General features: G+C 68.3%; 27 protein-coding genes. 12 read left to right on the top strand and 15 right to left on the bottom strand.

The annotated features are described in order from the left end of the window. Positions 1–44 precede the first annotated feature (44 nt). On the top strand, positions 45–932 hold the full coding sequence (locus NA3_RS11380; protein ID WP_062963639.1) for a TIGR03619 family F420-dependent LLM class oxidoreductase: 888 nt from the start codon (positions 45–47) through the stop codon (positions 930–932). A gap of 7 nt (positions 933–939) precedes the next feature. Beyond that, the gene (locus tag NA3_RS11385) at positions 940–1,359 is read left to right on the top strand and encodes a nuclear transport factor 2 family protein (protein WP_062963467.1); all 420 of its coding nucleotides are present in this window, start codon (positions 940–942) and stop codon (positions 1,357–1,359) included. Between the two features lie 12 nt (positions 1,360–1,371). On the opposite strand, the gene NA3_RS11390 is transcribed toward NA3_RS11385, so the two are convergent. From NA3_RS11390 to NA3_RS36830, 3 genes are all read right to left on the bottom strand, one after another. Next, the gene (locus NA3_RS11390) at positions 1,372–2,355 is read right to left on the bottom strand and encodes an alpha/beta hydrolase (protein ID WP_062963468.1); all 984 of its coding nucleotides are present in this window, start codon (positions 2,353–2,355) and stop codon (positions 1,372–1,374) included. 161 nt (positions 2,356–2,516) lie between these two features. After that, positions 2,517–3,005, bottom strand: coding sequence for a VOC family protein (locus NA3_RS11395; protein ID WP_062963469.1), 489 nt, complete (start codon positions 3,003–3,005; stop codon positions 2,517–2,519). A 200-nt stretch (positions 3,006–3,205) separates the two neighbouring features. After that, positions 3,206–3,646 (bottom strand): hypothetical protein, encoded by a 441-nt coding sequence (locus NA3_RS36830; RefSeq protein ID WP_128145107.1) that lies wholly within the window; start codon positions 3,644–3,646, stop codon positions 3,206–3,208. A 349-nt stretch (positions 3,647–3,995) separates the two neighbouring features. Between NA3_RS36830 and NA3_RS11410 the strand changes: the two genes are divergently transcribed. Next, the gene (locus NA3_RS11410; RefSeq protein WP_227995353.1) at positions 3,996–4,499 is read left to right on the top strand and encodes an aldo/keto reductase; all 504 of its coding nucleotides are present in this window, start codon (positions 3,996–3,998) and stop codon (positions 4,497–4,499) included. Here the strand turns inward: NA3_RS11410 and NA3_RS11415 are convergent. The 5 genes from NA3_RS11415 to NA3_RS11435 all read right to left on the bottom strand — a co-directional run bounded on the left by NA3_RS11415 (position 4,483) and on the right by NA3_RS11435 (position 10,934). Continuing rightward, positions 4,483–5,199 carry a sirohydrochlorin chelatase gene (locus tag NA3_RS11415; RefSeq protein WP_062963473.1) on the bottom strand — a complete coding sequence of 239 codons (717 nt, stop codon included), beginning with the start codon at positions 5,197–5,199 and terminating at the stop codon, positions 4,483–4,485. The two genes, NA3_RS11410 and NA3_RS11415, sit on opposite strands and share 17 nt — an antisense overlap. Next, positions 5,196–6,419, bottom strand: a complete 1,224-nt coding sequence (locus NA3_RS11420) for a uroporphyrinogen-III synthase (RefSeq protein WP_227995354.1) — start codon at positions 6,417–6,419, stop codon at positions 5,196–5,198. Before NA3_RS11420 ends, NA3_RS11415 begins: the two co-directional genes overlap by 4 nt. Further along, complete coding sequence (gene nirD, locus NA3_RS11425) at positions 6,416–6,808, bottom strand: nitrite reductase small subunit NirD (protein WP_062963474.1); 393 nt, start codon at positions 6,806–6,808, stop codon at positions 6,416–6,418. The genes NA3_RS11420 and nirD overlap by 4 nt, the downstream gene beginning before the upstream one ends. A 65-nt stretch (positions 6,809–6,873) precedes the next feature. Next, positions 6,874–9,429: a nitrite reductase large subunit NirB gene (gene nirB / locus NA3_RS11430; protein WP_062963475.1), complete on the bottom strand. Its 2,556-nt coding sequence runs from the start codon at positions 9,427–9,429 to the stop codon at positions 6,874–6,876. A gap of 26 nt (positions 9,430–9,455) precedes the next feature. Further along, the gene (locus NA3_RS11435; protein WP_227995487.1) at positions 9,456–10,934 is read right to left on the bottom strand and encodes a nitrate/nitrite transporter; all 1,479 of its coding nucleotides are present in this window, start codon (positions 10,932–10,934) and stop codon (positions 9,456–9,458) included. A 152-nt stretch (positions 10,935–11,086) separates the two neighbouring features. On the opposite strand from NA3_RS11435, the gene NA3_RS39025 reads away from it, so the two are divergent. Next, a complete protein-coding gene (locus NA3_RS39025) occupies positions 11,087–11,218 on the top strand; it encodes a hypothetical protein (RefSeq protein WP_258562141.1) in 132 nt (43 codons plus the stop codon). Between the two features lie 31 nt (positions 11,219–11,249). On the opposite strand, the gene NA3_RS11440 is transcribed toward NA3_RS39025, so the two are convergent. Next, positions 11,250–12,497, bottom strand: coding sequence for an MFS transporter (locus tag NA3_RS11440; RefSeq protein WP_227995356.1), 1,248 nt, complete (start codon positions 12,495–12,497; stop codon positions 11,250–11,252). A 65-nt stretch (positions 12,498–12,562) separates the two neighbouring features. Here NA3_RS11440 and NA3_RS11445 point away from each other — a divergent pair, with 65 nt between their 5' ends. Together NA3_RS11445 and NA3_RS11450 are read left to right on the top strand one after the other, a co-directional pair. Further along, positions 12,563–13,231 (top strand): FadR/GntR family transcriptional regulator, encoded by a 669-nt coding sequence (locus NA3_RS11445; RefSeq protein WP_062963477.1) that lies wholly within the window; start codon positions 12,563–12,565, stop codon positions 13,229–13,231. A gap of 189 nt (positions 13,232–13,420) precedes the next feature. Then, positions 13,421–14,887: an MFS transporter gene (locus NA3_RS11450; RefSeq protein WP_062963478.1), complete on the top strand. Its 1,467-nt coding sequence runs from the start codon at positions 13,421–13,423 to the stop codon at positions 14,885–14,887. Positions 14,888–14,941: 54 nt separating this feature from the next. Here the strand turns inward: NA3_RS11450 and NA3_RS11455 are convergent, their stop codons facing one another. From NA3_RS11455 to NA3_RS11465, 3 genes are all read right to left on the bottom strand, one after another. Beyond that, positions 14,942–15,793: a TIGR02569 family protein gene (locus tag NA3_RS11455; RefSeq protein ID WP_062963479.1), complete on the bottom strand. Its 852-nt coding sequence runs from the start codon at positions 15,791–15,793 to the stop codon at positions 14,942–14,944. A 74-nt stretch (positions 15,794–15,867) separates the two neighbouring features. Continuing rightward, complete coding sequence (moeZ, locus tag NA3_RS11460; protein ID WP_062963480.1) at positions 15,868–17,067, bottom strand: adenylyltransferase/sulfurtransferase MoeZ; 1,200 nt, start codon at positions 17,065–17,067, stop codon at positions 15,868–15,870. A gap of 113 nt (positions 17,068–17,180) precedes the next feature. Further along, positions 17,181–18,152, bottom strand: a complete 972-nt coding sequence (locus NA3_RS11465; protein WP_062963642.1) for a DUF3152 domain-containing protein — start codon at positions 18,150–18,152, stop codon at positions 17,181–17,183. Positions 18,153–18,582: 430 nt separating this feature from the next. On the opposite strand from NA3_RS11465, the gene fasR reads away from it, so the two are divergent. Further along, positions 18,583–19,245 carry an HTH-type transcriptional activator FasR gene (gene fasR, locus NA3_RS11470; protein ID WP_030515992.1) on the top strand — a complete coding sequence of 221 codons (663 nt, stop codon included), beginning with the start codon at positions 18,583–18,585 and terminating at the stop codon, positions 19,243–19,245. A gap of 103 nt (positions 19,246–19,348) precedes the next feature. Here fasR and NA3_RS11475 read toward each other — a convergent pair whose 3' ends face one another. The 3 genes from NA3_RS11475 to NA3_RS11485 form a co-directional block, all read right to left on the bottom strand. Continuing rightward, complete coding sequence (locus NA3_RS11475; RefSeq protein ID WP_030515993.1) at positions 19,349–19,576, bottom strand: DUF3107 domain-containing protein; 228 nt, start codon at positions 19,574–19,576, stop codon at positions 19,349–19,351. Between the two features lie 124 nt (positions 19,577–19,700). Then, positions 19,701–20,399: a ferritin-like fold-containing protein gene (locus NA3_RS11480; RefSeq protein WP_062963481.1), complete on the bottom strand. Its 699-nt coding sequence runs from the start codon at positions 20,397–20,399 to the stop codon at positions 19,701–19,703. Positions 20,400–20,528: 129 nt separating this feature from the next. Next, entirely contained in the window at positions 20,529–21,578 is a 1,050-nt protein-coding gene (locus tag NA3_RS11485; protein ID WP_062963643.1) for an alpha/beta fold hydrolase, read from the bottom strand. A 574-nt stretch (positions 21,579–22,152) separates the two neighbouring features. Between NA3_RS11485 and NA3_RS11490 the strand changes: the two genes are divergently transcribed. The 5 genes from NA3_RS11490 to NA3_RS11510 all read left to right on the top strand — a co-directional run bounded on the left by NA3_RS11490 (position 22,153) and on the right by NA3_RS11510 (position 26,587). Next, complete coding sequence (locus NA3_RS11490) at positions 22,153–23,763, top strand: DEAD/DEAH box helicase (RefSeq protein ID WP_174561066.1); 1,611 nt, start codon at positions 22,153–22,155, stop codon at positions 23,761–23,763. A gap of 26 nt (positions 23,764–23,789) precedes the next feature. Next, positions 23,790–25,007 (top strand): Rv3212 family protein, encoded by a 1,218-nt coding sequence (locus tag NA3_RS11495; protein ID WP_062963482.1) that lies wholly within the window; start codon positions 23,790–23,792, stop codon positions 25,005–25,007. A 56-nt stretch (positions 25,008–25,063) separates the two neighbouring features. Then, entirely contained in the window at positions 25,064–25,675 is a 612-nt protein-coding gene (locus tag NA3_RS11500) for an acid phosphatase (protein ID WP_084491490.1), read from the top strand. Further along, on the top strand, positions 25,672–26,151 hold the full coding sequence (locus NA3_RS11505; protein WP_062963484.1) for a GNAT family N-acetyltransferase: 480 nt from the start codon (positions 25,672–25,674) through the stop codon (positions 26,149–26,151). Before NA3_RS11500 ends, NA3_RS11505 begins: the two co-directional genes overlap by 4 nt. Positions 26,152–26,245: 94 nt before the next feature. Then, positions 26,246–26,587 (top strand): YciI family protein, encoded by a 342-nt coding sequence (locus NA3_RS11510; protein WP_062963485.1) that lies wholly within the window; start codon positions 26,246–26,248, stop codon positions 26,585–26,587. Positions 26,588–26,615: the final 28 nt, after the last annotated feature.

Below are 26,615 nucleotides of genomic sequence, written 5' to 3' on the forward strand. Positions count from 1 at the left end.
GCCGCCGGCCCACCACGCCGCGGCCGGCGGCCACCATGGCGGTCATGCGTTTCCATTTCGCCGAGGCAGGCGGGGATCCCGCGCACTGGGTCGACCTCGCGCGGGCCGCGGAACAGGCCGGTTTCACCGGCATCTGCCTGGCGGACAGCCTGGCCTATCCCCGCGACGGCGACCCGCGCTATCCGTATACCGCCGACGGACGGCGAGAGTTCCTGCGCGGCAAGCCTTTTGCCGAGCCGATGATCGCCGCCACCGCGATCGCCACGGCCACGACCACGCTGCGCGTCACACCGTTCGTGCTGAAATTGCCGGTGCGCCCGCCCGTCCTGGTGGCCAAACAGGCCGCGACGCTGGCGGTGCTGAGCGGTAACCGACTCTCGCTGGGAGTCGGAATCAGCCCGTGGCCACAGGATTTCGCCATGATGGGCGTGCCGTTCGAGCGGCGCGGCGCCCGTCTGGACGAAGGGATCGACATCGTGCGCGGCCTGAGCGGCGGTGGCGAATTCGCCTATCGCGGAGAGATATACGACCTGCCCGCCGTGGAGATCACTCCGGTCCCCACCACACCGATTCCGATCCTCGTCGGCGGGCACAGCGAGGCCGCGCTGCGCCGCGCGGTCCGGCGCGGCGACGGGTGGATGCACGCGGGCGGCACCCCCGAGGAACTGGCCGCGCTCCTGCGCCGCCTGGCCGCATTGCGTTCGGAGTACGAGACTTCGGCGCCCGCACGAACGTCCGAATTCCAAGTCCACGTGGTATCGCGTAACCCCTTCGATACCGAAGGCATCGCGAATCTGGCCGCCTCGGGAGTGACCGATGTGATCGTCGGCTTCCGCAGCGTCCACGACACCGCGCCGGATACCCGCAGTCTCGCCGAGAAGATCGAGGCGATCGCCCACTACGGCGAGACCGTCGTCGCCGCCTGCCGATAGGAGAATCATGACCGACCATCCGGCTCGGGCGGCGGGACTGGCATCCCAGCACGCCGTACGCACCAAGGACCGCGCCACCTGGCTGAATCTGTTCGCTCCGGATGCGGTGGTGGAGGACCCGATCGGCCGATCGCCGTACGACCCCGCCGGGAACGGCCACCGCGGCCGGGATGCCATCGCCGCGTTCTGGGACACCGCCATCGCCGAGAGCGATATCGCGTTCCGGATGCGCGACTCCTACGCCTGCGGCGCCGAAGTCGCCTTCGTCGGCACCATCACCAGCATCCGGCGGGAGGTCACCGTCGAGGTCGACGGGGTGTTCACCTATCGGGTGGATGCCGACGGCCGCATCGCCGCCCTGCGCGCGTACTGGGAACTCGACCGGGCTCGCCGCACCACGTCCGGACCGGCGGAGACGGCCGGCTGACCGGAATCCGGCCTACACTCCCAGCGCCGGGGCGAAGACCGACCACGAGTCGTGCAGATCGTCCTGCCAGTACACCCACGCGTGGGTGCCGTTGCGGTGCACGACCGTCGCCGGAATACCCAGGGCGGCAAGGCGACCGGTCAGCTGCCCGGTGCACGAGTCGACCACGCTCTCCATCACGCCGCCGATCGCGACCCGGTTGGCCAGCGCGCCCGCGTTGCCGCCGATCGAGGGATCGGCGAGGGTGTCGTGCATGCCGGGCACTCCGTTGCCCGAGGAGATGTAGAGGGCCGTTCCGCGCAGACGATCGGCGTTCGCCACCGGATCGTGAGCGACCCAGGCCGGATCACCCGGCACGCCCCACATATTCCCGGCATTCGCCCCGAAGACGCCGAGCTGCGAATACACATACGCCTGCGGTATCGGGCCGCTGGTCAGCGGGCACCCACTGTAGGCGCCGACCGCCTGGTACAGACCCGGCGCACCGATCGCCAGATCGAGAGACGAGGTCGCCGACATCGAGGTGCCCGCGACGGCATTGCGGCCCGTCATCTGGAACCGCGAGTTCAGCAGCGGCGGCAGCTCCTGGGTCAGGAACGTCGTCCACTGGTTGCGGCCCAGCACCGGATCGTCGGACTTCCAGTCGGTGTAGTAGCTGGCCCGCCCGCCCATCGGGACGATCACGTTCACCGGTTTATCGGCGAAGAATTGCGCGACGTCGGTGCGGGTGGTCCACGGCCCGCCGTCCTCGCCGCCGTCGACGGCGTTGAGCAGATACAGCGCCGGCGCCGCGAAATCCGGATGCGACATCCACACGGTGATCTGCTTGTTCATCGCCGGGGAATAGACCACCACCGAATACTGGCGACCGCCCAGCGGATGGACGTCGACGATGGCGGGACCGCCGGGATCTGCCGAGGCGACCGCGGGCACAATCGCGGCAATCGAGGCGAAGGCGGCGAACAGGACAGCAAAACAGCGCGGGAGCCGGTGCATACGCGGAGTATTCCACCCTGTCGTGATCCCCGCAGCACACTCGGCGGGTGTGTCCGCCGGGAGGCCGGGTCCGCAGGCCGTGACCTCCGCGGGCCCGGCACCGGCGGTCCGCATCCTGCGGGCTATCCCACCGCACGGGCCCCGGTCCCGTCACGCCGACGTCACCACCGGGAAGGTCCGGTGGTGACGTCCGCGCAGGCGGCTCGGTGCGCGGCGACGGCGGCCCGGATCGCGGCGATATCGATCTTCGACATGGTCTGCAGCGCGGCGCCGGCCGCGGCCCCGTGCTCGCCGCCCATCAACGCCGGCAGTTCGGCCGGCACGACCTGCCACGACAGGCCGTAGCGATCGGTCAGCCAGCCGCACGGCCCCGGCTTGCCACCCGCGGTCAGCGCCGCCCACAGCCGGTCCACCTCGTCCTGCCCGTCGACCACCAGCTGAACGGAAGCCGCATCGGTGAAGGGGTGGCCGGGTCCGCCGTTCATCAGCGTGAGCGCGTGTCCGGCCAGATCGACCTGCACGATGAAGGCCGATCCGTCGGGGTTGCGGGTGATGCCGGTGATGCGGCCGCCGGGAATGTGCTCGGTATAGAACCGGGCGGCTTCCTCGGCGGCGGTGTCGAACCAGAGGAAGGTGCTGATGTCGGTCATGATCGCTCCTGGGGTGTGTGTCCAACTCGCTGTCACCCCCTGGTCGAGGCCGATCCCGCATATTCGACACAGTTCGCGAATTTTCTCGCGTCGGGATGGGCGGCCCAGGCGGCGCGCAGGCCGGCGATCTCCTCCCGCACGGTCCGTTCGACGATCGGCGTAGGAGTTGCCCATCCCCCGATAGAGTGTTCGAAGTGCGCTCAGCGCGAATGCCGGGTGAACTCAACGGTGTACCGCACATTGCCGGGCGCGGTGGTGTGTCCATTGGTCGCCGTGAAGTCACACGTGGCTTCCAGCCGATATGTCCGATCCAACTGCAGATCCGTCACCGCCGAATGCCACCAGTAGTCCGCTGGGATCGACGGATGGAAATCGTGGTACCCGCTCTTGCCGACCACCGAAGCACCGCACGACATCGGCCCTTGCACGACGGCCTGCACAGACGGCGACAGACGGAGGGACCAAATCAACCGATTTCCGCCGTCCGCATTCTGCGTCGCATAAATCGCCTCACCCGTGAAGGTGCCGTGTTGCCCCTCGTAGCGATAGCTTTGATCCCCCGGATGGTAATCGTAAACCCTGCCGCTGTTCCCGGCTCCGCAGCGGCGCGCGGCACAGAAATCAGAAACGCTGCGGCACAAGCCGACAGCACTGTAAATACGACGCTTACTCTATGTGCCTGCGCACGGATACCGCCCGACATTTGTACTCCCCCTGAGGAACATTCTCGATCTCGACATCGACTGGATCGCCCTCACGCAGCGCGAAAACGTCACCTTTGTCCACAGTGGACAAGTGAAACCACGCCAGTGAGCCGTCCGTCCGAGTCAGCACTCCGGTGCCGTTGCGGATGTTCCAGCGGTAGACCGTCGCACGCTCCATGACCCGCCCCCCTTCAACTGCGCCGTATGATCGACCAGACCTCGTGATCATTGCATAGCCCGCAGTTCTCCGCAGCGGACCACTGTGCCTATGGCTCGGGGTGATTCCGTGGTCGCCGCTCGGCAGCGGTGTGCTGACCGGCAGTACAGCAAGGCCGATCTGGACACCTCGGCGGCGGGATCGCCGGAGGGCAGCCGCAAGAACGTCGCGCCGGCCAACGGTTCGCTGAACGCGCGCGGCCTGGCGATCGCCGAGGTGGTGAAGGAGGTCGCGGCGGAGTTGGACCGGACACCGGCGCAGACCGCACTGGCCTGGACGCTGCGGAATCCGGCGGTGACCGCTCCCATCATCGGCGCCCGCACCCCCGCTCAGCTCGCCGACAAGCTGGGCGCCCTCGATGTGGAATTCGATGCGGCGCAACTGGATCGACTGGACGCGGCCAGTGCCGTCGAACCTGGGTTCCCGCACAATATGCTCGCCCGCGAGATGACCAACACGGTGATCAACGGCGATCTGACCATCGCCCCGCGTCTGATCTCCCGATGCCCGGCAAGGGGCCGGCCACCACACCGGCCGCCGGCCCCATCGCCGTGGATCAGGCGGCGGTGGTGAGGAATTCGGACGCCGCAGTGCGGTATCGGTCGACCAGCAGGCACACCACCGCCGGATGCGCACCGAGCGGTTCGGCGACCCCGTCGGCGCCCGCGTCGTGCAAGCGCTGCTGGAACAGCCCGTGCGCCAGCAGATACGAGCCGACGAACACCCGCTCGGCGCCGGACTCACGCAGGGCGGCAACGACATCGGGTACTCGCGGCTCGCCGGTGGCGATAGCGGCCGTGCGGACCGCGACCCCCAGCTCGTCGGCCAGCATGGCCGTCGCCCGGCGCACATCGTGGCGCGCCCGCGCGTCGGAGGATCCGGCCGCCGCGAAGACCACCGCATCGCCGGGACGCATCCCGGCCTCGTGCAACCGCATCCGCATCACCCGGGCCAGCATCGGGTCCGGGCCCATCGCGGGGCTCACCACCACATCCGGATGTCCGCTGTCGCGCACCTCGCGCGGGACATCCTGGTAGACGTGGTAGCCGGAGGCGAGAAAGGCCGGAACCACTACGGCCGGAACACCGTTCAGCTCGCCCAGCACCTCGGCGGGGGTGGGGCCGAGCACGTCGACGAACGCGGTCCGTACCGGCACGTCGGCGCCGGTACGTCCCATCTCCGCACGCACCGCATCGGCCACCGCGGCGATCATCCGCACCCCGGCGGCACTGCGGGTGCCGTGCGCCACCAGCACCAGCGCGGGGGCGCTCACCAGACCCCCGCCATGGGCGCGGGTCGCTGCGGACGCAACGACGGGGCGTACCCCACCGGCGGGCGGGTGTTGTCGACGCATTCGGCGGGGTCGAGGGCGAGCCGATAACCGCGCTTGACCACCGTCTGAATCGCCTTCGGTGTACCGAGACCCGCTCGGAGACGGGCGATTCCGGTCTCCACCGCATGGGTGTCGTCACCGCCGCCGGGCAGCGCCGCCAGCAGATCCTCCCGGGACACCACCCGGCCGGGCTGGCGGGCCAGCGCCCGCATCAACGCCATCGGCGCGGGAGCGAGCTGGCGCACCGAACCGTCGACCACGACGCAGCCGCCGCGCACGCTCAATTCGTGCCCGGCGGCGTGAATGCGGTTGGCGCGCCGGGGAAGTTCCTCGGCGACGTGGCGGGCCAGCGCCCCGAGCCGCGCCCGGCCCGGCATGGACGTCGGCACCGCGAGTTCCTCGAGCGGCGCGGCGGTGATCGGCCCGACGCACGCCGGCAGCACCCGGGAACGCATCGCCTGCAGGACGCCCTCGAGCAGCCCGGTTTCCTTCGCTCGCATCAACATCGAGGCCACCGCGGGCGCGCTGGTGAACGTGACGCAGTCCAGTGCGGAGGTGACCACGCTCTCGATCAGGCGGTCCATCGGCACGCGATCGTCCGGTGGCACCCAGCGGTACACCGGCACCGGCACGACATCGGCGCCGGCACAGCGCAATACCTCACAGAAGTCGGGTACCGGCTCCCATTCGGTGGTCGCACCGTGCAACTGCACCGCGATGCGCACACCCTCGACACCTGCCGCCAGCAGGTGATCGAGCACCTCGGCCGACGATTCGGAGGCCGGCGACCATTCCTCACGCAGTTCCGCGGCCCGGATGGCGCCCTTGGCCTTGGGGCCACGTGCCAGCATCCGGGTGGAAGCCAAAGTGTCCCGGAGATTTTCGGCCAGCCCCCACCCCTCGGCCGCTTCCATCCAGCCACGGAATCCGATGCCGGTGGTGGCGACGGTGATCTGCGGCGGATCGGCGACCAACTGCCGGGTGACACGCTCCAGCTCGGTGTCGTCGGCCAGCGGGATGATGCGAATCGCCGGGGCGGAAACGATATTCGCTCCTCGGCGACTCAGCAGCGTGGCCAGTTCGTCGGCCCGGCGGGCGGCTGTCACACCGATGGTGAAGCCGTCCAGGGGTTTCAATTCGGTGGGTCGCGCTTCGCTCACGGCGTACCGCCGTACTGCACCGGTTCGTTGGTCACCGCGACGACCCCGTCGACGACCCGCACACCGTAGACCGGCAGTGCGACCGAGTCGTCCTCGAGGCAGTGGCCGTCCAGCAGGGAGAACGCCTGCTTCAGCAGCGGCGAGGCGACGACCGGCACACCGGCGCGGTCACCCACGATGCCGCGCGACATGACCGCCGCCCGCCCGAACGGATCGATATTGCCGACGGCGTAGAGCGTGCCGTCGGGCAGCAGGAAGAGCGCGGCCTGCCGTCCGCCTCTGAGAAGCACCGCCACGCCGCGGCCGGGGATCAGATAATCGAGCCGGCAGGCCGAGGTCCAGCCGGTGGTGGTTGCCGGTGCGAAGCCGGGTGTGTCGATAACGGTCATCGGTAATCTCCTCCGAACGCCTTACCTAATAGGTACCGGTGTCCTGTTTCCGCACGATTACGTGGCTATTTCCCGGGCGTGGCAGTTGCGGCCGGCATGGCCGGCATTTCGGGCAGGCCGAGCAGAACCGGCGTCTTGCGCTCCCCGCTCTCGTCGAAGGCGATCGTCGGATCGGCCTCCTCCGGCGCGTTGACGAAGGTGACGAAGCGCGAGAGCTTCGCCGGATCCTCCAGTACCGCAGCCCATTCGTCCTTGTAGCCGGCGACATGGCGGGCCATGCTCTCCTCCAGTTCGGCGGCGATGCCGAGGGAGTCCTCGCAGACGACCTGCTTCAGGTGTTCGATGCCGCCCTCGAGTGATTCCTGCCACGGCGCGGTCCGCTGCAGCCGGTCGGCGGTGCGGATGTAGAACATCAGATAGCGGTCGATGTAGCGGATCAACGTCTCGTCGTCGAGGTCTCCGGCCAGCAGCACCGCGTGCTTCGGCGTCAGGCCGCCGTTACCGCCGACGTAGAGGTTCCAGCCGTTCTCGGTGGCGATGACGCCGACGTCCTTGCCGCGCGCCTCGGCGCATTCGCGGGCACAACCTGAGACCGCCAGCTTCAGCTTGTGCGGCGAGCGCAGCCCGCGGTAGCGCTTCTCCAGCAGCACCGCCATGCCGACCGAATCCTGCTGGCCGTAGCGGCACCAGGTGGAGCCCACGCAACTCTTCACGGTGCGCAGCGATTTGCCGTAGGCATGGCCGGATTCCATCCCCTTGTCGACCAGTCGCTGCCAGATCTGCGGTAGCTGCTCGACCCGCGCGCCGAACAGGTCGATGCGCTGACCACCGGTGACCTTGACGTAGAGGCCGAAATCCTTGGCGATCTGCCCGATTTCGATCAGCTGCTCGGGCGTCACCTCGCCACCGGGCATCCGCGGCACCACCGAATAGGTGCCGTTCTTCTGCAGATTGGCCAGGAAGTGGTCGTTGGTGTCCTGCAGTGCGGACTGCTCACCGTCGAGGATGTGATCGCTCGAGGTCGAGGCCAGGATGGAGGCGACGGTCGGCTTGCAGATATCGCAGCCGATTCCGGTGCCGTGCTTGGCGATCAGTTCCGAGAAGGTCCGGATACCGGTGACCCGCACGATCTCGAACAGTTCGGCCCGCGACTGGGTGAAGTGCTCGCACAGCGCCTTGGACATCTCCACGCCGGACTGCTCGAGCAGCTTCTTGATCATGGGAACGCAACCGCCGCAGGAGGTTCCGGCGGAGGTGCAGCTCTTGACACCGGCGATGTCGCAGGCGCCTTCGCGGATAGCTCCGACGATGGCCCCTTTGCTCACGTTGTTGCAGGAGCAGATCTGCGCCTCGTCGGGCAGCGCGTCCGCCCCCAGCTCGGCGCCCGCGGGCGAGATGAGCGCGGCCGGTTCGGCGGGCAGTGCGCTGCCGACCAGCGGGCGCAGCGCCGCGTACTGCGAGGCGTCGCCGACCAGAATGCCGCCCAGCAGCGTCTTGGCGTCGTCGGAGATCACCAGCTTGGCGTAGGTGCCCTTGGCGGCGTCGTGCAGCACCACCGACAGCGCGCCCTCGGTGGTGGCGTGTGCGTCACCGAAGCTGGCCACGTCCACACCGAGCAGTTTCAACTTGGTCGACAGGTCGGCGCCCGGGAATTCGCCCGCGCCGCCGAGCAGCCGGTCCGCGACGATCTCGGCGGTGGTGTAGCCGGGAGCGACCAGGCCGTAGCAGGTGCCCTCCACGGCCGCGACCTCGCCGACGGCGTAGATGTTGGGATCGGAGGTGACCATGCCGAGGTCGGTGAGCGCACCACCGCGCGGCCCGATCTCCAGTCCGGCGTCGCGGGCGATCTGATCGCGCGGCCGCACACCGGCGGAGAACACCACCAGCGAGGCGTCGATCACCGACTCGTCGGACAGCGAAACTCGCAGTCCGGCACCGTCTTCGGCGGGTTCGATGGCCGAGGTACCGACCCCCGTGTGCACGTGCAGGCCCAGATCGGTGACCAGCTTCTCGAGGATCGCGCCGCCACCCTCGTCGACCTGCACCGGCATCAGCCGCGGCGCGAACTCGACGACGTGCGGCGTCATTCCCATGAGCCGCAAGGCATTCGCCGCCTCCAGACCGAGGAGACCACCGCCGACGACGACACCGACCGCGCCGGGGCCCGCCTTCTGGGCGGCGGCGCGGATGCCGTCGAGGTCCTCGAGGGTGCGGTAGACGAAACACTCGGGGCGATCGTGACCCGGCACCGGCGGCACGAAGGCATACGATCCGGTCGCGAGAACCAGTGCGTCGTAACCGATCACGTCTCCGGAGGAGGTGGTGACCTTACGCGCGGCGCGGTCGATCTCCTCGGCGCGCACGCCGAGGCGCAGATCCACCAGCGCGTCGCCGGCGTACTCGTTGCCGGGCAGGGCGAGCGCGCTCTTGTCCCAGGCGCCGACGTAGGACGACAGGCCGACGCGATCGTAGGCGGCCTGCGACTCCTCGCTCAGTACCACGATCTGCCAGCGCCCGGCCTCGTCGCGGGAGCGCAGCGCCTCCACGAACCGGTGCCCGACCATGCCGTGGCCGACGACCACCACGGTCTTGCGCTGCGTGGGTTCGACTGTCGTGTTCATGACTGTCCTCCGATGCTTTCCGATGGTCAGGCGCGAGCCGAGGTGGTGGACTGGATGGAATCGGTGTCCGGCGACCGTTCGGCCTCGAGCACCAGCGCCTCCGCCTCGGCGACGACACCGGAATCGCTTCGCGCCGAACGCGTTCCGGGCCGCCGCAGGAAGATCGACCAGACGACGGTGGCGCAGACGACGTAGAAGGCCAGAAACACCCAGAACGCGGTGGTCGCGGAATTGGTGGAGGCGTAGGAGGAGCGCAGCACCAGGTTGATGGCCACACCCCCCAGGGCGCCGATGGCGCCGACGAAGCCGATCAGCGCGCCCGAGGTGTTGCGCGACCAGGCGGCCTGCTCCTCGGGGCTCACCGGAAGGCTCTTGGACTTCGCGTCGAAGACCGACGGGATGATCTTGGTGACCGACCCGTTGCCGATCCCGGAGAGCACGAACAGGGCGATGAACCCGGCGACCAGGGTGACCATGGTCGCTCCCGAGGCCACGCCGCCGTGGTGGTCGGCGGAGACGCTGGACACCGCGACCACGACGGCGGCCACCATCATCCCCGCGAATCCGGCCAGGGTGACCCGGCTGCCACCGAACCGGTCGGCCAGTTTGCCGCCGTAGGGTCGGGCCAGCGATCCGAGCAGCGGACCGATGAAGGCGATCTGCGCGGCGTGCAGACTCGCCTGCGCGGCCGAATCACCGCCGGCCTTGAAGCCGATCTGCAGAATCTGCCCGAAGGCGAAGCTGAAGCCGATGAACGAGCCGAACGTGCCGATGTAGAGGAAGGCGATCGCCCAGGACTGCGGAACCTTCAGCGACTCCAGCATGTAGGACAGGTCGGCCTTCTGATTGCGCAGATTGTCCATGTAGAGCGCGGCGCCGAGTCCGGCGATCGCGATGAACGCCAGATACACGAGGCAGACGACCGACGCGTACGCATTGCCGAGCGTCGCGATCACCAGCAGGCCGATCAGCTGGATCACCGGGACGCCGATATTGCCGCCGCCGGCGTTCATGCCCAGCGCCCAGCCCTTGAGCCGCTGCGGGTAGAAGGCGTTGATATTGGTCATCGAGGAGGCGAAGTTGCCGCCACCCAGGCCCGCGAACGCCGCCACCACCATGAACGTGGTGTAGGACGTGCCCGGCTGGTTGATGAAGTACAGCGTCAGCAGCGTCGGGACCAGCAGCATCAGCGCGCTGAAGATCGTCCAGTTGCGGCCGCCGAAGCGCGCGGTGGCGACGGTGTAGGGAATGCGCAGAATGCCGCCGACCAGGGTCGGCATGGCGACCAGGAAGAACTTCCCGGCGGCGTCGATGCCGAACTTGTCCGCCGGCATGAACAGCACCATCACCGACCAGATCGACCACACCGAAAATCCGACATGTTCGGCGACGACCGACCAGATCAGATTGCGGCGGGCGATCTTGTTGCCGCCGGCCTCCCAGGCCGCGACATCCTCGGCATCCCACTGCTCGATGTCGTGGTTACGCGTCAGCGTGCTCAACAGGGCCTCCTGAAATCCGGTTGGCCCCAAGGTAGAAAACGGGTATTGCCGCGATGCTGCGCAGCATGACGCGCAAATCAACGGTTGCTCACGCGTTCGGCGGTTTCCCGGTGAGAACCGGGACTTTGTTTCGCCCATATGACACAACGGTTTCCGTGCGTCACAAAGTGCCGACGCTCACCCGGGAAGTCGGTGAGGTCGATACCGGCGAGTGGCCCGGACCACATGCCGCGGGCGTCGGCTCACATCATGGCGACAAGCTCACCGCGGCGCAACCCGAGCGGTGAAATCTCCGAAAGGTCGCGCCGCGGCAGCCGATCAGTGCCAGGTGTCCTCGAGCATGCGTGGCTTACATGCCTGCCAGGCGCCGGCCACCAGCACCACTACGGCAACGGCCAGCAGCGCGAACGGCGCGCCCCAGCCGCCGACCACGCTGTGCAGCACGCCGAACAGCAGCGGGCCGACGCAGGCGACGGTGTAGCCGACGCCCTGCGTGAAGCCCGACAGCGCCGCCGAACCGGCCTGGGTGCGGGTGCGCAGATTGATCAGTGTGAGCGCCATCGGGAAGGTGCTCGGGCCCAGGCCCAGCAGCAGCACCCACAGCCACGGTGCGCTCATCGGCGCGATCAGCAGGCCGGCGAAGGCGGCGAAAAACGCTATCGCGCAACCGATCACGACGGGGAACGGATTGCGGATGCGGGCGGTGAACGAGGGCGCGGTCAACGCGGCCGCCAAGCCCATGAAGGAGAAGAAGGCGACCATCGTGCCGCCGAAGCTCGCGTCGGCGCCCGCGTCGGCGAAGAGTTTCGGCAGCCAGGTGAACATCGAGTAGGTGACCAGCGAGGTCATGCCGAACATGGCGGCCATCCCCCACGCCAGCGGCGACCGCCGGATATTGCCCCCGCGTGTGGGCTGTTCGCCCGGTACCTCGGCCACCGCGGTGGTGTCGGCGCGGTCGTGGCCGCGCCGCCCCCGCAGCACACCCAGCCACGGCACCGCCGCCGCGAAACCGAGCAGCGCCCACAGCCCGAGCGAGACCCGCCAGCCGGCCGCATCGGCGACCGGGACCGCGATCAGCGCCGGCACCACGGTGCCGATCTGCACCATCGTGATGTACACCGAGCTCAGTACCGCCAGCCGGTCGGCGAAATAGCGCTTGACCAGCGGCGGGATCACGACATTGCCGATGCCCATGCCGGCCAGCGCCAACGCGGACAGACTCAGCAGCTCCCAGGTGTCGGGCACCAGCGCCCGGGTGAGCTGCCCGGCCCCGGCCATGCACATGGCGACCAGCGCGGTGCGTTCCAGGCCGAGCCGGCGCACGAAGATCGGGGTGATCAATCCGGCCAGCGCGAACATGGCGGTCGGGATCATGCCGAAGACGCCGACGACGGCCGTGGAATAGCCGATATCGGCGCCGATCCGCTCGGCGAGCGGGGTGAAGGCGGTGACCGCCACGCGCAGCGTGAGCGCCGAGACGACGATCGCGACGAGAACGAGAATCCGGCCCTCGGTCAGGCCGCGGCGCCGGATTTCGGTAGTCGACTGCAGATTGGTAACCGTCACCGAGAAATCATAGGATGATTGGATGAAAGCGGGCAACAAATGTGAGGAGGGGTACTCTATTGGCCGTGCAACCAGTCCGGCGCACCAGCCTCATCGCTCAGGTCACCGAACAGCTGCGCGCTGAAATCCGTTCGGGGCGTTGGCCGATCGGCTCGCGCATACCCACCGAACCGGAACTCACCGAATTGACCGGCACCGGCCGCAACACCGTGCGCGAAGCGGTGCAGGCGCTCGTGCACGCCGGCATGCTCGAACGCCGGCAGGGTTCGGGCACCTACGTCATCGCCGCGTCCGACCTCGGCGGCACCCTCACCAAATACTTCGCCGACGCGGTCGAACGCGATGTCCTCGAACTGCGCCAGGCCCTCGACGTGCAGGCCGCCCGCCTGGCCGCGCTGCGCCGCGACGACAACGACGTGCAGACCCTGCTGCGACTGCTCGACCGGCGCAGCCAGGTCTGGGATACCGACAGCACCGCGGCGGTCGACGCGGACGTGGCCCTGCACCGCGCCATCGTCGCGGCGAGCCACAACACCGTCTACCTCGAGTTCTACGATTCGCTGCTGCCCGTGATCGAGGACGTGATCCGTTCCCGCACAACCAAATACGGCAACCAGTATCACGACGAACACGCCGAGCTGGTCCACGCTGTGATCGACGGCGACGCCGACCGGGCCGCTCGCGCCGCCAACTGCTTCCTCGGCTCGCTCATCGCCGAATACCCCGAACGGTGACGGATTCCGCCGGCAGGTAAACGATTCGTCACCACGGTGCCGATCGTGGGGTGAGCGAGTGTTGCTGCGAACGTCACGGAGCGTGAATCGGACGTAATTTCGCCTTCCTACCGTGGATACGACCGCCGGACCCGCACCTCCGGGTCCCCGAGATGAGGGCGGTCGCACCCCTTCGAGAGGAACGCGCCGATGACTACCACCGACGCCGCGATATCGGCCACCGCCGCTCCCGACTTCCACTATCAGGCCCGCGGCCGCTGGCTCGATCACTGGGAGCCCGACAACGAAACCTTCTGGGAGAACGGCGGAAAACGCACTGCCCGTAAGAATCTCGCCTTCTCGGTCTTCTCCGAGAATCTCGGATTCAGTATCTGGGTGCTGTGGGCCAGCGTGGTCACCGCCATGGGTTCGGCGGGCTTTCATTATCTGAGCGGGCCCGACGCCGTCGCCAATTCGCTGCTGCTCACCTCCACCCCCACCCTCGTCGGCGCCGCGTTGCGCGTGCCCTACACCTTCGCCATTCCGAAATTCGGTGGCCGGGCGTTCACCGTCTTCAGCGCGGGCATGTTGCTGCTGCCGACGCTGGGGCTGGTCTATTTCGTCAATCAGCCCGGCACGCCGTTCTGGGTGTTCATGCTGCTGGCCGCGCTCGCCGGCGTGGGTGGTGGCAATTTCTCCTCGTCGATGGCGAATATCAATTTCTTCTACCCCGAGGGCAAGAAGGGCGCCGCGCTCGGAATCAACGCCGCGGGCGGCAATATGGGGGTCGCGCAGACCCAACTGCTGGTGCCGCTGATCATCACCCTCGGCACCCATCTCATGGCCAAGGATCCGGCCGGCTACCGGTTCGGCATCACCCTCGCCGTGCTGGTGTGGATTCCGTTCATCCTGGTCGCCATGTTCGGCGCCCTGCGGTACATGGATTCGATCACCGGCGCGAAATCCGACGGCAGTTCCTATCGGCCGGCATTGACCAATCGGCACACCTGGATCATGGCGGTGCTCTACATCGGCACCTTCGGATCGTTCATCGGGTTCTCGTTCGCCTTCCCCACCCTGCTCAAATCCACCTTTCCGGAGCTGGCCAAGATCGGCTGGATGTCCACGATCGGTAATCTCGCCTTCCTCGGCGCCTTCGTCGGATCGCTGAGCCGGCCGTTCGGCGGCTGGATCGCGGACCGGTTCACCGGCGCCCGGATCACGGTCTACGTGTTCGCCGGTATGGCCGGCGCCACCGCGCTGATCGTGGCCGCGCTCTCGGTGAAGAACTTCCCGCTGTATCTGATCTCGTTCCTGCTGCTGTTCGTGCTGTCGGGGATCGGCAACGGGTCCACCTACCGGATGATCCCCTCGATCTTCGGAGCCGAGGCCAAGCGCCGCGCCGCCGAACACGGCCAGGACCCGGCGACCGCGCTGGCCGCGGCCAAACGGCAGGCGGGTGCGGCGATCGGTGTGGTCGGCGCGGTGGGTGCGGCCGGCGGGTGGGTGCTGCAGCAGGCGCTGCGGGAATCCAACATCCACTTCGGCGGAATGGCACCGGCCTTCTGGGCCTATGCCGTCGCCTTCCTGGTGATGGGCGGACTCACCTGGTGGTTCTATCTGCGCTCGTCGTTCGCCGTCGGACGGGTGCCGTCCCTGGCCCATGCGGGCGTCTAGGGTCGCGGACTCGTGAACCGCGGGCTCGCCGGTCGCATTCGATCGGCGGGCCCGCTAGAGCATCAAGCGAATCATGTCGGCGGTGTGCGCCAGACCGGGAAACGCTTCCGCCGTCGACCGCGGATGCAGCGCGTGCACCGCGAGCCGGAACATGACCGCGCGCAACAACATCTGCGGCCACTCCGGCAGATCCGACCAGCGGTCGAGCAAGCCCGGATCCGCACCGCCCCAGGACAGGGCGTCGACCACGATCACCCCGGCCGCCCAGGACGCGGGCCGCCAGTACGGGGTGATGTCGGTGAGTCCCGGCGCCTGGCCGTTCGCGAACAACACCGTGCCGAACAGATCGCCGTGCACCAGCTGCGACGGTATCTGCACCGGTTTACGCAACGTCGCGAGCTGCGCCAGCATGTCGATGCTGTGACGGCCGTCCGGCGTGGTCACCGGCAGCATGCCGCCGGCCTTCAGGCTGCGCAACGGCACCGACTCCCAAGCCGCCCGGTCCGCGGCGACGAAGACGTCGACATCGCCCCACGGCGCGATCGGCTGCTGCGCCAGGAAGCGCGGACGCTCCAGCCGCGCGGTGGCGTGATGCAGGCGCAGCGACACCGACACCACCTCGTCGTGGCGTGGTTCCGGAGTGCCGTCCATATAGGTATCGGCACGCCAGCCGGACACCACGTAGCGACCGTCGGTGGCGCGCACCGGCCGTGCCAGCCGCACCCCGTCTACCTGCAGTGTCTCCCGGACCTTCGCCGACCACGCCGCCCGGGCGTGATCGGCCACCGGGCTGAGCACCACCTCTCCGCACCGCCACCCACCGTCCCAGTCGCCCAGCGCGACCGGGGACACTTCGCGCAGCCCGAAGGTGGCCCGAACATGCTCCGGAGGTTCGACAGATGTCACGGCCGTACCGTAACCCCGGGAACTTGTCCACTCGAGACAACGCGCCGGAGGTCAGGGCACGGAAACGACCACCGTCAGTAGACGGGCAGGCTCGGGTCGACCTGGTTGGCCCAAGCGACGATTCCGCCCTGGAGGTGGGTGGCGTCGGAGAATCCGGCGCGCTTCAGGGCGGCCAACGCTTCCGCGGACCGAATGCCGGTCTTGCAGTGCAGCACGATCGGGGTGTTCTGCGGGAGTTCGGCGAGGGCCTCGCCGGACAGGATGCGGTCCTTGGGGATGAGGGTCGCGCCGTCGATGCGGACGATGTCCCATTCCACCGGTTCGCGAACGTCGATGATGGCGACGTCCTTGCCCGCGTCGAGCATGTCCTTGAGCTCGCGCGCGGTCACCGTGGAACCCACCGCGGCGGCCTGGCCCTCCTCGGAGACCACACCGCAGAAGGCCTCGTAGTCGATGAGCTCGGTGATGGGCTGACGCTCGGGATCGCGCCGCAGCTTGATGGTGCGGTAGTTCATATCCAGTGCGTCGTAGACCATCAGCCGGCCGAGCAGGGTCTCCCCGATGCCGGTGATCAGCTTGATCGCCTCGGTGACCATGATCGAACCGATCGACGCGCACAGCACGCCCAGCACACCGCCCTCGGCGCAGGACGGGACCATGCCCGGCGGCGGCGCCTCGGGGTACAGGTCGCGGTAGTTGATGCCGCGCTTCTCACCGTTCGGGCCGTCGGGGGCGTCCTCCCAGAACACCGACACCTGACCCTCGAACCGGTAGATCGACCCCCACACGTACGGCTTCCCCGCCAGCACGGCGGCGTCGTTGACCAGATAGCGGGTGGCGAAGTTGTCGGTGCCGTCGACGATCAGGTCGTACTGCGCGAACAGGTCGACCGCGTTCTCCGGCTCCAGGCGGATCTTGTGCAGCACCACCTCGACGCCGGAATTGATCTCCAGAATCGAATCGCGCGCGCTGTCGGCCTTGCTGCGGCCGATATCGGATTCGCCGTGGATGATCTGCCGCTGCAGATTCGACGCGTCGACCTCGTCGAACTCCACGATGCCGAGCGTGCCGACACCGGCGGCGGCGAGATACAGCAGCGCCGGCGAGCCCAGACCACCCGCACCGATCACCAGGACCTTGGCATTCTTCAGGCGTTTCTGGCCGTCCATCCCCACGTCGGGAATAATCAGATGCCGGCTGTAGCGGGCGACCTCATCCCTGGTCAGCTCCGCGGCCGGTTCGACCAGTGGCGGCAGGGACTGTGGTGATGACACGTCGCAGACTCCTCGAATCGAATTCGCCGATAGGGCTTGCATGTGCAACGCGGCGAACCGAGCCGTTCTTCCCGTGCCGCCTCTCCGCGAGCCGTGGTGCCGGCATGCCGTTGCTATCCCCGAGGATACGGCCAGGGGTTGAAGCGGCATTTCTTACCGTCCATCGGCACCACGCCCTGCGGGTCCAACGTCGCGATGTCGTTGTTGCGGGTGCCGAAGGTCTGTTGCATCATCACCGGCGCCAATCCCCCGTCGGTCTCGCACGGCTGATGCTCGTGGTAGCCGATGGCGTGGCCGACCTCGTGGTTGATCTGATATTGGCGATAGGAGCCGATATCGCCCTCGAAGGCGGTGGCGCCGCGCACCCAGCGCACCTCCGAGAGCACCACGCGGCCGAGATCGGAGTTGTAGCAGGAGGAGTCGATCGGAATTTCGAAACCGCAGGCCGATTTGGTGGTCTGCCGGGAGGTCAGCGAGATGCGGAAATCCGGTTCGCCGTTGTCGATCCGGCGGAAGCCGAAGCGCTGATCGTGGGTCCAGCTCTTGGGATTGGCCAGGGTCGCCTCCACCATCTTGGCGACCGAATCGTCCCCACCGAGCGAGGCGGTGTCGACCCCGTTCTCCACCTCGACGGTGTAGGTGAACAGATGTTCCTGCCCGGCCCCGACCTGCGCCGACGCACCGGGGACGATATGCCAGGTGCCCGCCGCCGTCTCCGTGAACGGCCCGCCGGCGGGCAGCGCGCCGGAGGGCGGATCGCCGGCGAATTTGCCGTCGCCCTTGGGTGGTGCGCCGATGATGCCGGCCTTGCTGGTGTGCTGGCTGAGCCGGCCGAGCGCGGGGGTGGAGCCGCCGGAATTGGTGGTACCCCCCTTGACGGCGTCCACGATCACCAGCGCGGTGATGATCACCAGTACCGGAAGTGCGTAGGCCCGCCAGCCGTAGGTGGACACGAACCGCCCCAGCGCGCTCTGCTTCTTCGTATCCCGTTCCGGCCGCGGCCGATTCGCCGACTCGTGGGCACCGGTCGGATCCCATTTCGCGCGCAGCGGCTGATGAGAACGGTCGCCATTGCCGGAATACAGGCCGAGCGGATCGTAGAATTCGGAGCTTTCCGTCGATTGCTGCCGGTCACGCCGGCCGGTAGCGGCCGATTCCGCGCGCGCGGCCAGAACGCCGGCGGGGCGAGGCGAATCGGGCCCGCCGGTCGGTCTGCCCCGTTGATCGCTCACCCCCCCAGATTCTCACAGGCCGTTCTGTGGCACCTACATACCTGCCGTTGACCGGCGGGGGTTGCGAGAAATCTCACGACTGTGCGAGATTTCTCACGGCGGCCAGTTACTGACAGGTTGCCAATAGGTGTGGAAGGTTATTCGAATACCACAACGGCAGGAACGGGATCGGCTTCCCAGCCAGTGCACCCCGACCCGCAGCGGGCTGCATCACGAACGAGTATCGTTCGTTGAATACCGTGCACATCCACGTTCCCGCCGGGAATCGATTGGGAGAACCGAAATGACTGACCTCGTGGACCGGATGACGTCCTCGCGACTGTCGTCCGAGGCCATGGCACCGAGCAAGCGCGGAACCCGCCTACCCCGGGAGGCCCGCCGTGCCCAGCTGCTCGCCGCGGCCAGCGAGGTCTTCGTGCTGCGCGGCTACCACGCCGCCGGCATGGACGAGATCTCGCAATGCGCCGGCGTTTCCAAACCTGTTCTGTACCAGCACTTTTCGAGTAAGCTCGAACTGTATCTGGCGGTCCTGCAGAACTACATCGACGCGTTGGTGTCGAGTGTCCGCCAGGCGCTGCGGTCGACCACCGACAACCGGCAGCGCGTCCGGGCCGCCGTCGCGGCGTACTTCGACTTCGTCGATCACGAAACCCAGGGATTCCGACTGGTTTTCGAATCCGACCTGACCAGCGAGCCGCAGGTGCAGCGACGCGTCGAGCAGGCCACCGAGGCCTGTGTGGACGCCGTCTTCGATCTCGTCGCCCACGACTCGGGACTGGACCCCTACCGTGCCCGCATTCTGGCCGTGGGCCTCGTGGGCGCCAGCCAGATCACCGCGCGCTACTGGCTCGAGGCGGACCGGCCGATCCCGAAGGAAGAGGCCGTCGACACCACCGTCCAGCTCTGCTGGGGTGGTCTGTCCCGCGTCCCGCTCTCCCAGCGGTAAGTTCTCGGGAAATCCGGCACAACGTTTCGGCCCCGGCTTGCTTCGACAGCAGGCCGGGGCCTTTCCGTTCGTCATGCCCGCAGCGACTTCGCCGCGGTCGCTTCTACACCGCCGCGAAACCCACGCGGCCGCTGGTGGAGGTGCCGATTTCGACATAGGCCACCTTCGCGGCCTGGATCAGGTACTTGCGACCCTTCTCGTCCTCGAGGGTCAGCACACCGCCCGAACCGCTCAGCGCGCCGGATACCAGCGCCTCGACCTCCTCCGGGGTCTGCGAGCTGGCGATCACCAGTTCCCGCGGGCTATCCGAAATGCCGATCTTGACCTCCACGGCCAACCTCCTAGAGTCCAGATGGTGTCGCTGCCCAGGCTAGTGCAGCCAACGGGTCGGAGACGACGCGCCTGCCTGTGCTGTCAGCGAACAGCCGCCGGTCCCGACGGCCGTCGCCGGCGGCTCATCCCAGGCTCAGCACCCGCATCCGCTCGGCATGCGAGTTCTGCATCCGTTCGAACAACGCCGCCACCCCGTTGAGGTCGCCGGTCGCGGTGAGGACCAGTTCGGTCAGTTCGTCGCGCTGGGCCATCACGTACTGCGCCTGGGTGATGGCCTCGCCGAGCAGCCGCCGGCCCCACAGCGTGAGCCGGTCGCGCTCGGAGCGGCTGACGGTGACCGCCCGGCGCACCTCCTCGATGACGAATTCCGAGTGGTGGGTTTCGGCCAGCACATCGCGCACGACCGCGGCCACCTCCGGCGCGAGCGCATCGGCGAGCACCGCGTAGAAGTCGGCGGCGATGCCGTCGCCGACGTAGAACTTCACCATCGACTCGAGCCAGGTCGAGGGATCGGTCGAGGCGTGGTAGTCGTCCAACGCCCGGACGAACGGCGCCATCGCGTCGAAGACGTCGACTCCGCGTCCCTGCAGCGCCCGCTCCAGCGTTTCGAAATGCTCCATCTCGGCGGCGGCCATCTTCGCCACCGCCACCTTGCCTCGTAGCGTGGGCGATAATTTCGCCTCTTCCGCCAGGCGGTAGAACGCGGAGATCTCACCGTAGGCGAGAACCGCGAACAGATCGGTGACACCGAGATGGTCGGCGGGGATTCGATGATCGGATTCGGTCGAAACACCCAGCGCGCCAGATGTGTTTGCACCCATGGACACCACCCTAGTGGGTCGGCGCCCGGAGGGGGCGGCGGCGCGACGCCGGAAAGAGTTCCCCCGCCGGCGGCACCTCACACCAGGATGTCCGAACCGACAAGTAGCTGGTGCCGATCACGCGCCCGATCACGCCTGGTCGCCCAGGAACTTCTCCAGATAGCTCCACGTGGTGTCGCGGGCGATCAGGATGCCCAGATGGCTGCCGGGCGAGGTCTCGTACCGCACCTCGCGGGCGCCCGTCAGTGTCCGCTGCCCGTGCGCCACCGCCGCCGCGGGCGTGATCACGTCGTCGGTCCCGCCCACGAGCAGGACCGGGGCGGTGATCTCGGCCAGCGCGATCGGGCGGGCGCCGACGTGCACCACGCCCTCGCCGATGTCGTTGGCGAGCATGAACCGGCTCCAGAGCTGGTTGTAGAAGCGGCCGGGATAGCCGGGCAGCTGGGACTGGAACCGGTCGATGGTCTCCATGCGGGCCAGCGTCGCGGAATCGGTCAGATTGCTCGCCAGGAACATCGGCCGGCGCAATTCCCGGTCCCAGGCCGCGGCCCGGTAGGCGATGCGGGTCAGCGGCGCCGGCACACCGCCGGTCGCCCGGACCAGGTTCGACACGATCCGCCCGCCGTCGATGCGCGCCAGCGCGCGGACCTGCGGAACCCCGTTCACGCGGTTGTAGTCCAGCGGTGCGCCGACGGCCGTCACGGAGCGAATCGGCAGGGTCGCGTCGGCCGCGGCGGTGAGCAGTGACAGCACGCCGCCGAGCGACCAGCCGACCAGATCGACGGGAGCTCCGTCGCGATCGGCCGAGACGCGGCGCACCGCCTCGGGCAGGATGTCGTCGACCCAGTCCTCGAATCCCATGCGGCGGTCGGCGAAGCCGATCTCGCCGTAGTCGACCAGATAGGGGCGGCGGCCGATCTCCAGCAGGAAGCGGGCCATACTCTGGTCCGGGCGCAGGTCGAAGCACACCGCGGGGGCCGCCAGCGGCGGAACCATCAGCACCGCCGTGTCGTCGGCGGGCGGCGGTCCGGCGGGATCGACGTCGTAGCGGCGCAGCAGCCGGTGCGGTTCGTCCCAGAGCACCGTCGAGGGAGTGGGAGCGGGCTCCTCGATGCCGTCGCCGAAGGTCAGCGCCCATGCGTTGCGGGCCGCGACGCCCACGGTCTCTGCCAAGCTCACGGACACCAATTTATCGTGTGACACACCGTCTCACATATGTGGGCTGGGCCACGCCGGGCCGGACCACCCGCAGACCCCGGTCGCGAACCCGGCGGCGAAAGCGGACATATCGAACCCTCGGTGCGCGCGCACATACTCCCGCGATATCGCCGTTCCCGCCGGCCGCGCAATTTCGCCGGTCACGACGAATTACCGTGTGCCGCAGACGGACCGGACGCCGCACCGCCGCGCACGACAGCGGGAGCGAGGCGAAGAAAACTATCACGCTACAATCTCTATGGGCAACGGAAATTTTCGCTCGCACCGCCATATCCCGGCCGGCATATCGGGACCGGTGGTCGAGGCAGTGCGACAAGGGGTAACCGAAGCCCACCGAAAATGTGCGCGCACCAGATCCGCGACCCCTTTGCGCCGCGCCCGGACAGCGATCCGGGTGGCGAGAGTGCAGGTGGAACCCGCCGGAAATGTGGTGGCCCGGAAATCCGGTCCCAATCCACCCTCGTGCGCGCTGGATGCGACAAACACGAGGAAGGCACGAATCCTGAGCAAGATCACTGTCGAACAAGAACCCGGGTTGGCGGACACGCTGCTGACAGCGGAACTCGACCCCACCCACACCACTCCGACATTCGCCGAATTGGGCGTTCGCCCCGAAATCGTGCGCGCTCTCGGCGAGATCGGAATCGAACACACATTCGCCATCCAGGAGTTGACCCTCCCGCTCGCACTGGCCGGTGACGATCTGATCGGTCAGGCCCGCACCGGTATGGGCAAGACCTTCGGATTCGGCGTCCCGCTGCTGCACCGAATTTCCACCGCCGATTCCGGCACCACGGCGTTGGACGGCACTCCCCGCGCGCTGGTCATCGTGCCGACGCGAGAGCTGTGCGTCCAGGTCACCCAGGATCTGGAGAATGCCGGCAAATACCTGAGCAATCAGCAGGGACGCCTGCGGGTCACCTCGATCTACGGCGGCCGCCCCTACGACGCGCAGATCGCCGCATTGCGTGAAGGGGTCGACGTCGTCGTCGGCACACCCGGCCGCCTGCTGGACCTGGCCGAACAGCAGCATCTGATTCTCGGCAAGGTCGGCGTACTCGTGCTCGACGAGGCCGACGAAATGCTCGACCTCGGCTTCCTGCCGGATATCGAGCGCATTCTGTCGATGGTTCCCGACCAGCGTCAGACGATGCTGTTCTCGGCGACCATGCCGGGCCCGATCATCACGCTGGCCCGCACATTCCTGCACAAGCCCACCCATATCCGGGCCGAGGAACCGTCCGATTCCGCGGTGCACGATCGCACCGCGCAATTCGTCTACCGCGCCCACGCGCTGGACAAGAGCGAATTGGTCGCGCGGATTCTGCAGGCCGAGGGGCGCGGCGCGACCATGATCTTCACCCGCACCAAGCGCACCGCCCAGAAGGTCGCCGACGATCTGGCCGACCGCGGTTTCGCCGTCGGTGCGGTACACGGCGATCTGGGGCAGATCGCGCGCGAGAAGGCGCTGGACAAATTCCGCAAGGGCAAGATCGACGTGCTGGTAGCGACCGATGTCGCCGCCCGCGGTATCGATATCGACGACGTCACCCATGTCGTCAACTATCAGTGCCCGGAAGACGAGAAGACCTATGTGCACCGCATCGGCCGCACCGGCCGGGCCGGGCGCACCGGTGTCGCGGTCACGCTGGTCGACTGGGACGAACTGCATCGCTGGGCGAGCATCGATTCCGCGCTGGGCCTGGGCATGCCGGAGCCGGTGGAAACCTACTCGCGCTCCGAGCACCTGCGCAGCGATCTCGGCATTCCGGAGAACGCGACCGGAACCGTGCGGCGCGCACCCGCGCGCGAGCCGGATGCGGTCGTGGAAGAGCGGGAGGCACGCCAGCCCCGCAAGCGCAATCGCCGCCGCACCCGCGGCGGTAAGGCGGTCGACGCGACCGAGAGCACCACGGCCGAGTCGGCCGAGTCCGCGACGGCCACCGCGGAAAGTGCTGCGGCGCAATCGGTTCCGGACGAACAGCCCGCGAGTGACACCACCGAGGGCGACAAGCCGGCGCGGCGTCGTCGCCGCCGGCGTCGGAAGCCCGCCGCGGAGGCCGGCGACACCACCGGCGGTGACGACTCGGCAGCCGAGACCGGTAGCGCGGCAACAGGTGGCGATCAGACTGCCGCGTCGGCCTAGTCGCCGGATCGGTTAGTCTCGCTGACGTGCTCGCACCCGAGCGGCGGACGCGCGCCGACCTCTATGCCGCAGTCGCGATCGCCGTTGTGGTGGCGATCGCGGCCGCTGTCGTGTGGTCGACGAGCGACGCCCGCGGCACCGAATCCGACCCCGCGGCGCATCCGTCCTCGGTGGCGCCGGCGGCCGACAGGCTGCCGGACGCCCTCACCGAACGGTGGCAGGCGCCCGACGACGTCTCCGCGCGAGCGCTGACCTCCAGCGGCGTCGCCATCACCGGTGACGGCGGCACCGTCCGTGGTCTCGATCCGGCCACCGGGCGCGAGCTGTGGAAGTATCAGCGCGATCTGCCCCTGTGCGCGCTGGAGAGCCAGTTCGCCACCGTGATCGCCACCTATCGCGATCCGCGTGGTTGCAGCCAGACCACGATGCTCGGCGCGGAGGACGGGCGTCGGCGCACCGCGCGCAGCAGCTATATGGACTCGCAGGTCCGGCTGTCGACCGACGGCACCTACGTGCTGGCCCAGGGCCCGCGCCGGCTGGAGGTGTGGCGTTCGGATCTGGTCCGCACGCTCGAGTACGGCTACGTCGACGCGCAGGTGAACCCGCACACGCAGCCCCGGCACGACTGCACGCTGCTGTCGGCGGCCTCGGGCGGCAGTCGCCTGGCCGTGCTCGAACGCTGCCCCGACGACGCCGCGGACCGGCTGACGGTGCTGAATCCTGCGCCCAAGGAGGCCTCCGCCCCGGAGGAGTACGGCTCGCACGTCTTGACCGAACCCGGAGCGGCGGCCGCCAACGCCCGCGTCGTGGCGGTCGCGGACAACCGGATAGCGCTGTATCTTCCCGGAACCGATGCCGCCCCACCGGAATTCGCGATCTACGACGCCAATGCGAATTCACTTGCGGTGCACCACCTTTCCGCGCCGATCGCCGACAACAGCACGGTCACCCGGCTCGGGTCGGCGTATTTCGTGTTCACCGGCAACAGTGTGATCGCGCTGAGCGCGAGCACCTTCGAGCCGCTGTGGACCGCACCGGACGCCCTGGGCGCGCCGGCGATGATGGCAGGCAACGTCCTGGTGCCGGTGGCCGACGGCATCGCGGCACTCGATCCCGGCAGCGGCGCCCAGCAGAAGCGGATCCCGTTGCGGCGCAGCGGCTACCACGGGGAGCCGATCTCGCTGGCCGTGAGCGGGCCGGTGGTGCTGGAGTTGCGGGGCGGCCGGCTCTACGGAACCAGCTGAGTCCTCGCATCCATCCGTCCGGCCGGTCGGTCCCGCGGTGCGGCATGATCGGGATCATGAGTGCATCGGACAGGGACTATCGGCTGGTGCTGCTGCGGCACGGCGAGACCGCGTGGTCGGCGGCACGCAAACACACCGGGCGCACCGATATCGCGCTCACCGAACGGGGTGAAGCACAAGCGCGAGCGGCCGGAAAGGTCCTGGCGGGTCTCGACCTGAGCGATCCGCTGGTGCTGACCAGCCCGAAGAAGCGTGCCGTGCACAGCGCCGAACTGGCCGGGCTGCCCGATCCGCGGGTCGACGACGACCTGGTCGAATGGGATTACGGCGACTACGAGGGCCTGACCACCCCGCAGATCCGCGAAACCGCCCCCGGTTGGACCGTGTTCACCGGTGACGTACCGGGCGGCGAATCCGCCGACGCGGTCGGCGCGCGGGCCGATCGGGTGCTGGAATCGGTGGCGCCGGCATTGCGCACCCGTGATGTGGTGCTGGTCGGGCACGGACATTTCTCCCGGGTGCTGATCGCGCGCTGGGCCGGTTTCCCGGCCCGGGAAGGACGGCGATTCTTCCTGTCCACCGCCGCGATCAGCGTGCTCGGCCACGACCATCAGTCCGCCACGATTCTGGCGCACAACATCGTGGCGTCACCCGAGGCAGGCCGATGATTCGCCGCGCCACGCCCGAGGATGTCCCCGCCCTCGCCGAACTGGTCTACGACCTCGCCGACTACGAGAAGTCACGCGAACTCTGCGCGCTGACCGCCGACGACCTGCACGCCGCTCTGTTCGGTCCGGCGCCCGCGGTGTTCGCCCACGTCGCGACCGTCGATGGGCGGGTCGCCGGATGCGCGATCTGGTTCCTGAACTATTCGACCTGGACCGGTAGGCACGGCATCTACCTGGAAGATCTCTACGTCCGGCCGGAGGCGCGCGGTCGTGGCCTGGGCAAGGCGCTGCTCGCCGAACTGGCCCGCGAGGCCGTGGCCAACGGGTACACCCGGGTGGATTGGTCGGTGCTGGACTGGAATACGCCCTCGATCGAGTTCTACCGCGGCCTGGGCGCGGTCGCGCAGGACGAGTGGACCGGATTCCGGCTCGCGGGTGACGCGCTGGCCCGGCTCGCCGATTCCGGAAATTCCTGAGAATTTTCCATGCGGCTGTCGATTCGGTGGCGGGGTGCGCGTCGAAGAGTTGAATGGCTCGAAAGGCGGGCCACCCACTCGGAGGACGAAACCCATGTCGCAGTATCTGATCCTCATCTACCAGGACGAGCGAGCCGCGGCCGAACCGGAATCCGGCAGCGCGATGCTCGACAGCCACCGGCGGTTCGGTCAGGACCACGCGGCGGCGCTGCGCGGCGGAAACGCCTTGCACCACAGCCACACCGCCACCAGTGTGCGGCCGGACGGCGCCGGTGACTTCGTGATCACCGACGGCCCGTTCGCCGAGACCAAGGAGCAGCTCGGCGGTTACTACCTGATCGAGGCCGAGGACCTCGACGCCGCGATCGCCATCGCCCGCCGGGTGCCGATGAGCTCCGGGGGCGTGGAAGTGCGCCCGGTCCTCGAATTGAGCTGAGCCGCACCGTGCTCGACCGTGGCTCCCC

The sequence above is a fragment of the Nocardia africana NBRC 100379 genome, assembly GCF_001612635.1.
GTDB classification, from domain to species: domain Bacteria; phylum Actinomycetota; class Actinomycetes; order Mycobacteriales; family Mycobacteriaceae; genus Nocardia; species Nocardia africana.

Coding starts and splice junctions, on each gene's coding strand:
- nirD (WP_062963474.1), bottom strand. CDS start 6,808: ATGACCGTTATCGACACACCCGGCTTCGCACCGGCAACCACCACCGGC.
- NA3_RS11390 (WP_062963468.1), bottom strand. CDS start 2,355: ATGCACCGGCTCCCGCGCTGTTTTGCTGTCCTGTTCGCCGCCTTCGCC.
- fasR (WP_030515992.1), top strand. CDS start 18,583: ATGACTGACCTCGTGGACCGGATGACGTCCTCGCGACTGTCGTCCGAG.
- NA3_RS11505 (WP_062963484.1), top strand. CDS start 25,672: ATGATTCGCCGCGCCACGCCCGAGGATGTCCCCGCCCTCGCCGAACTG.
- nirB (WP_062963475.1), bottom strand. CDS start 9,429: ATGAACACGACAGTCGAACCCACGCAGCGCAAGACCGTGGTGGTCGTC.
- NA3_RS11380 (WP_062963639.1), top strand. CDS start 45: ATGCGTTTCCATTTCGCCGAGGCAGGCGGGGATCCCGCGCACTGGGTC.
- NA3_RS11500 (WP_084491490.1), top strand. CDS start 25,064: ATGAGTGCATCGGACAGGGACTATCGGCTGGTGCTGCTGCGGCACGGC.
- NA3_RS11450 (WP_062963478.1), top strand. CDS start 13,421: ATGACTACCACCGACGCCGCGATATCGGCCACCGCCGCTCCCGACTTC.
- NA3_RS11510 (WP_062963485.1), top strand. CDS start 26,246: ATGTCGCAGTATCTGATCCTCATCTACCAGGACGAGCGAGCCGCGGCC.
- NA3_RS11385 (WP_062963467.1), top strand. CDS start 940: ATGACCGACCATCCGGCTCGGGCGGCGGGACTGGCATCCCAGCACGCC.
- NA3_RS11395 (WP_062963469.1), bottom strand. CDS start 3,005: ATGACCGACATCAGCACCTTCCTCTGGTTCGACACCGCCGCCGAGGAA.
- NA3_RS11480 (WP_062963481.1), bottom strand. CDS start 20,399: ATGGGTGCAAACACATCTGGCGCGCTGGGTGTTTCGACCGAATCCGAT.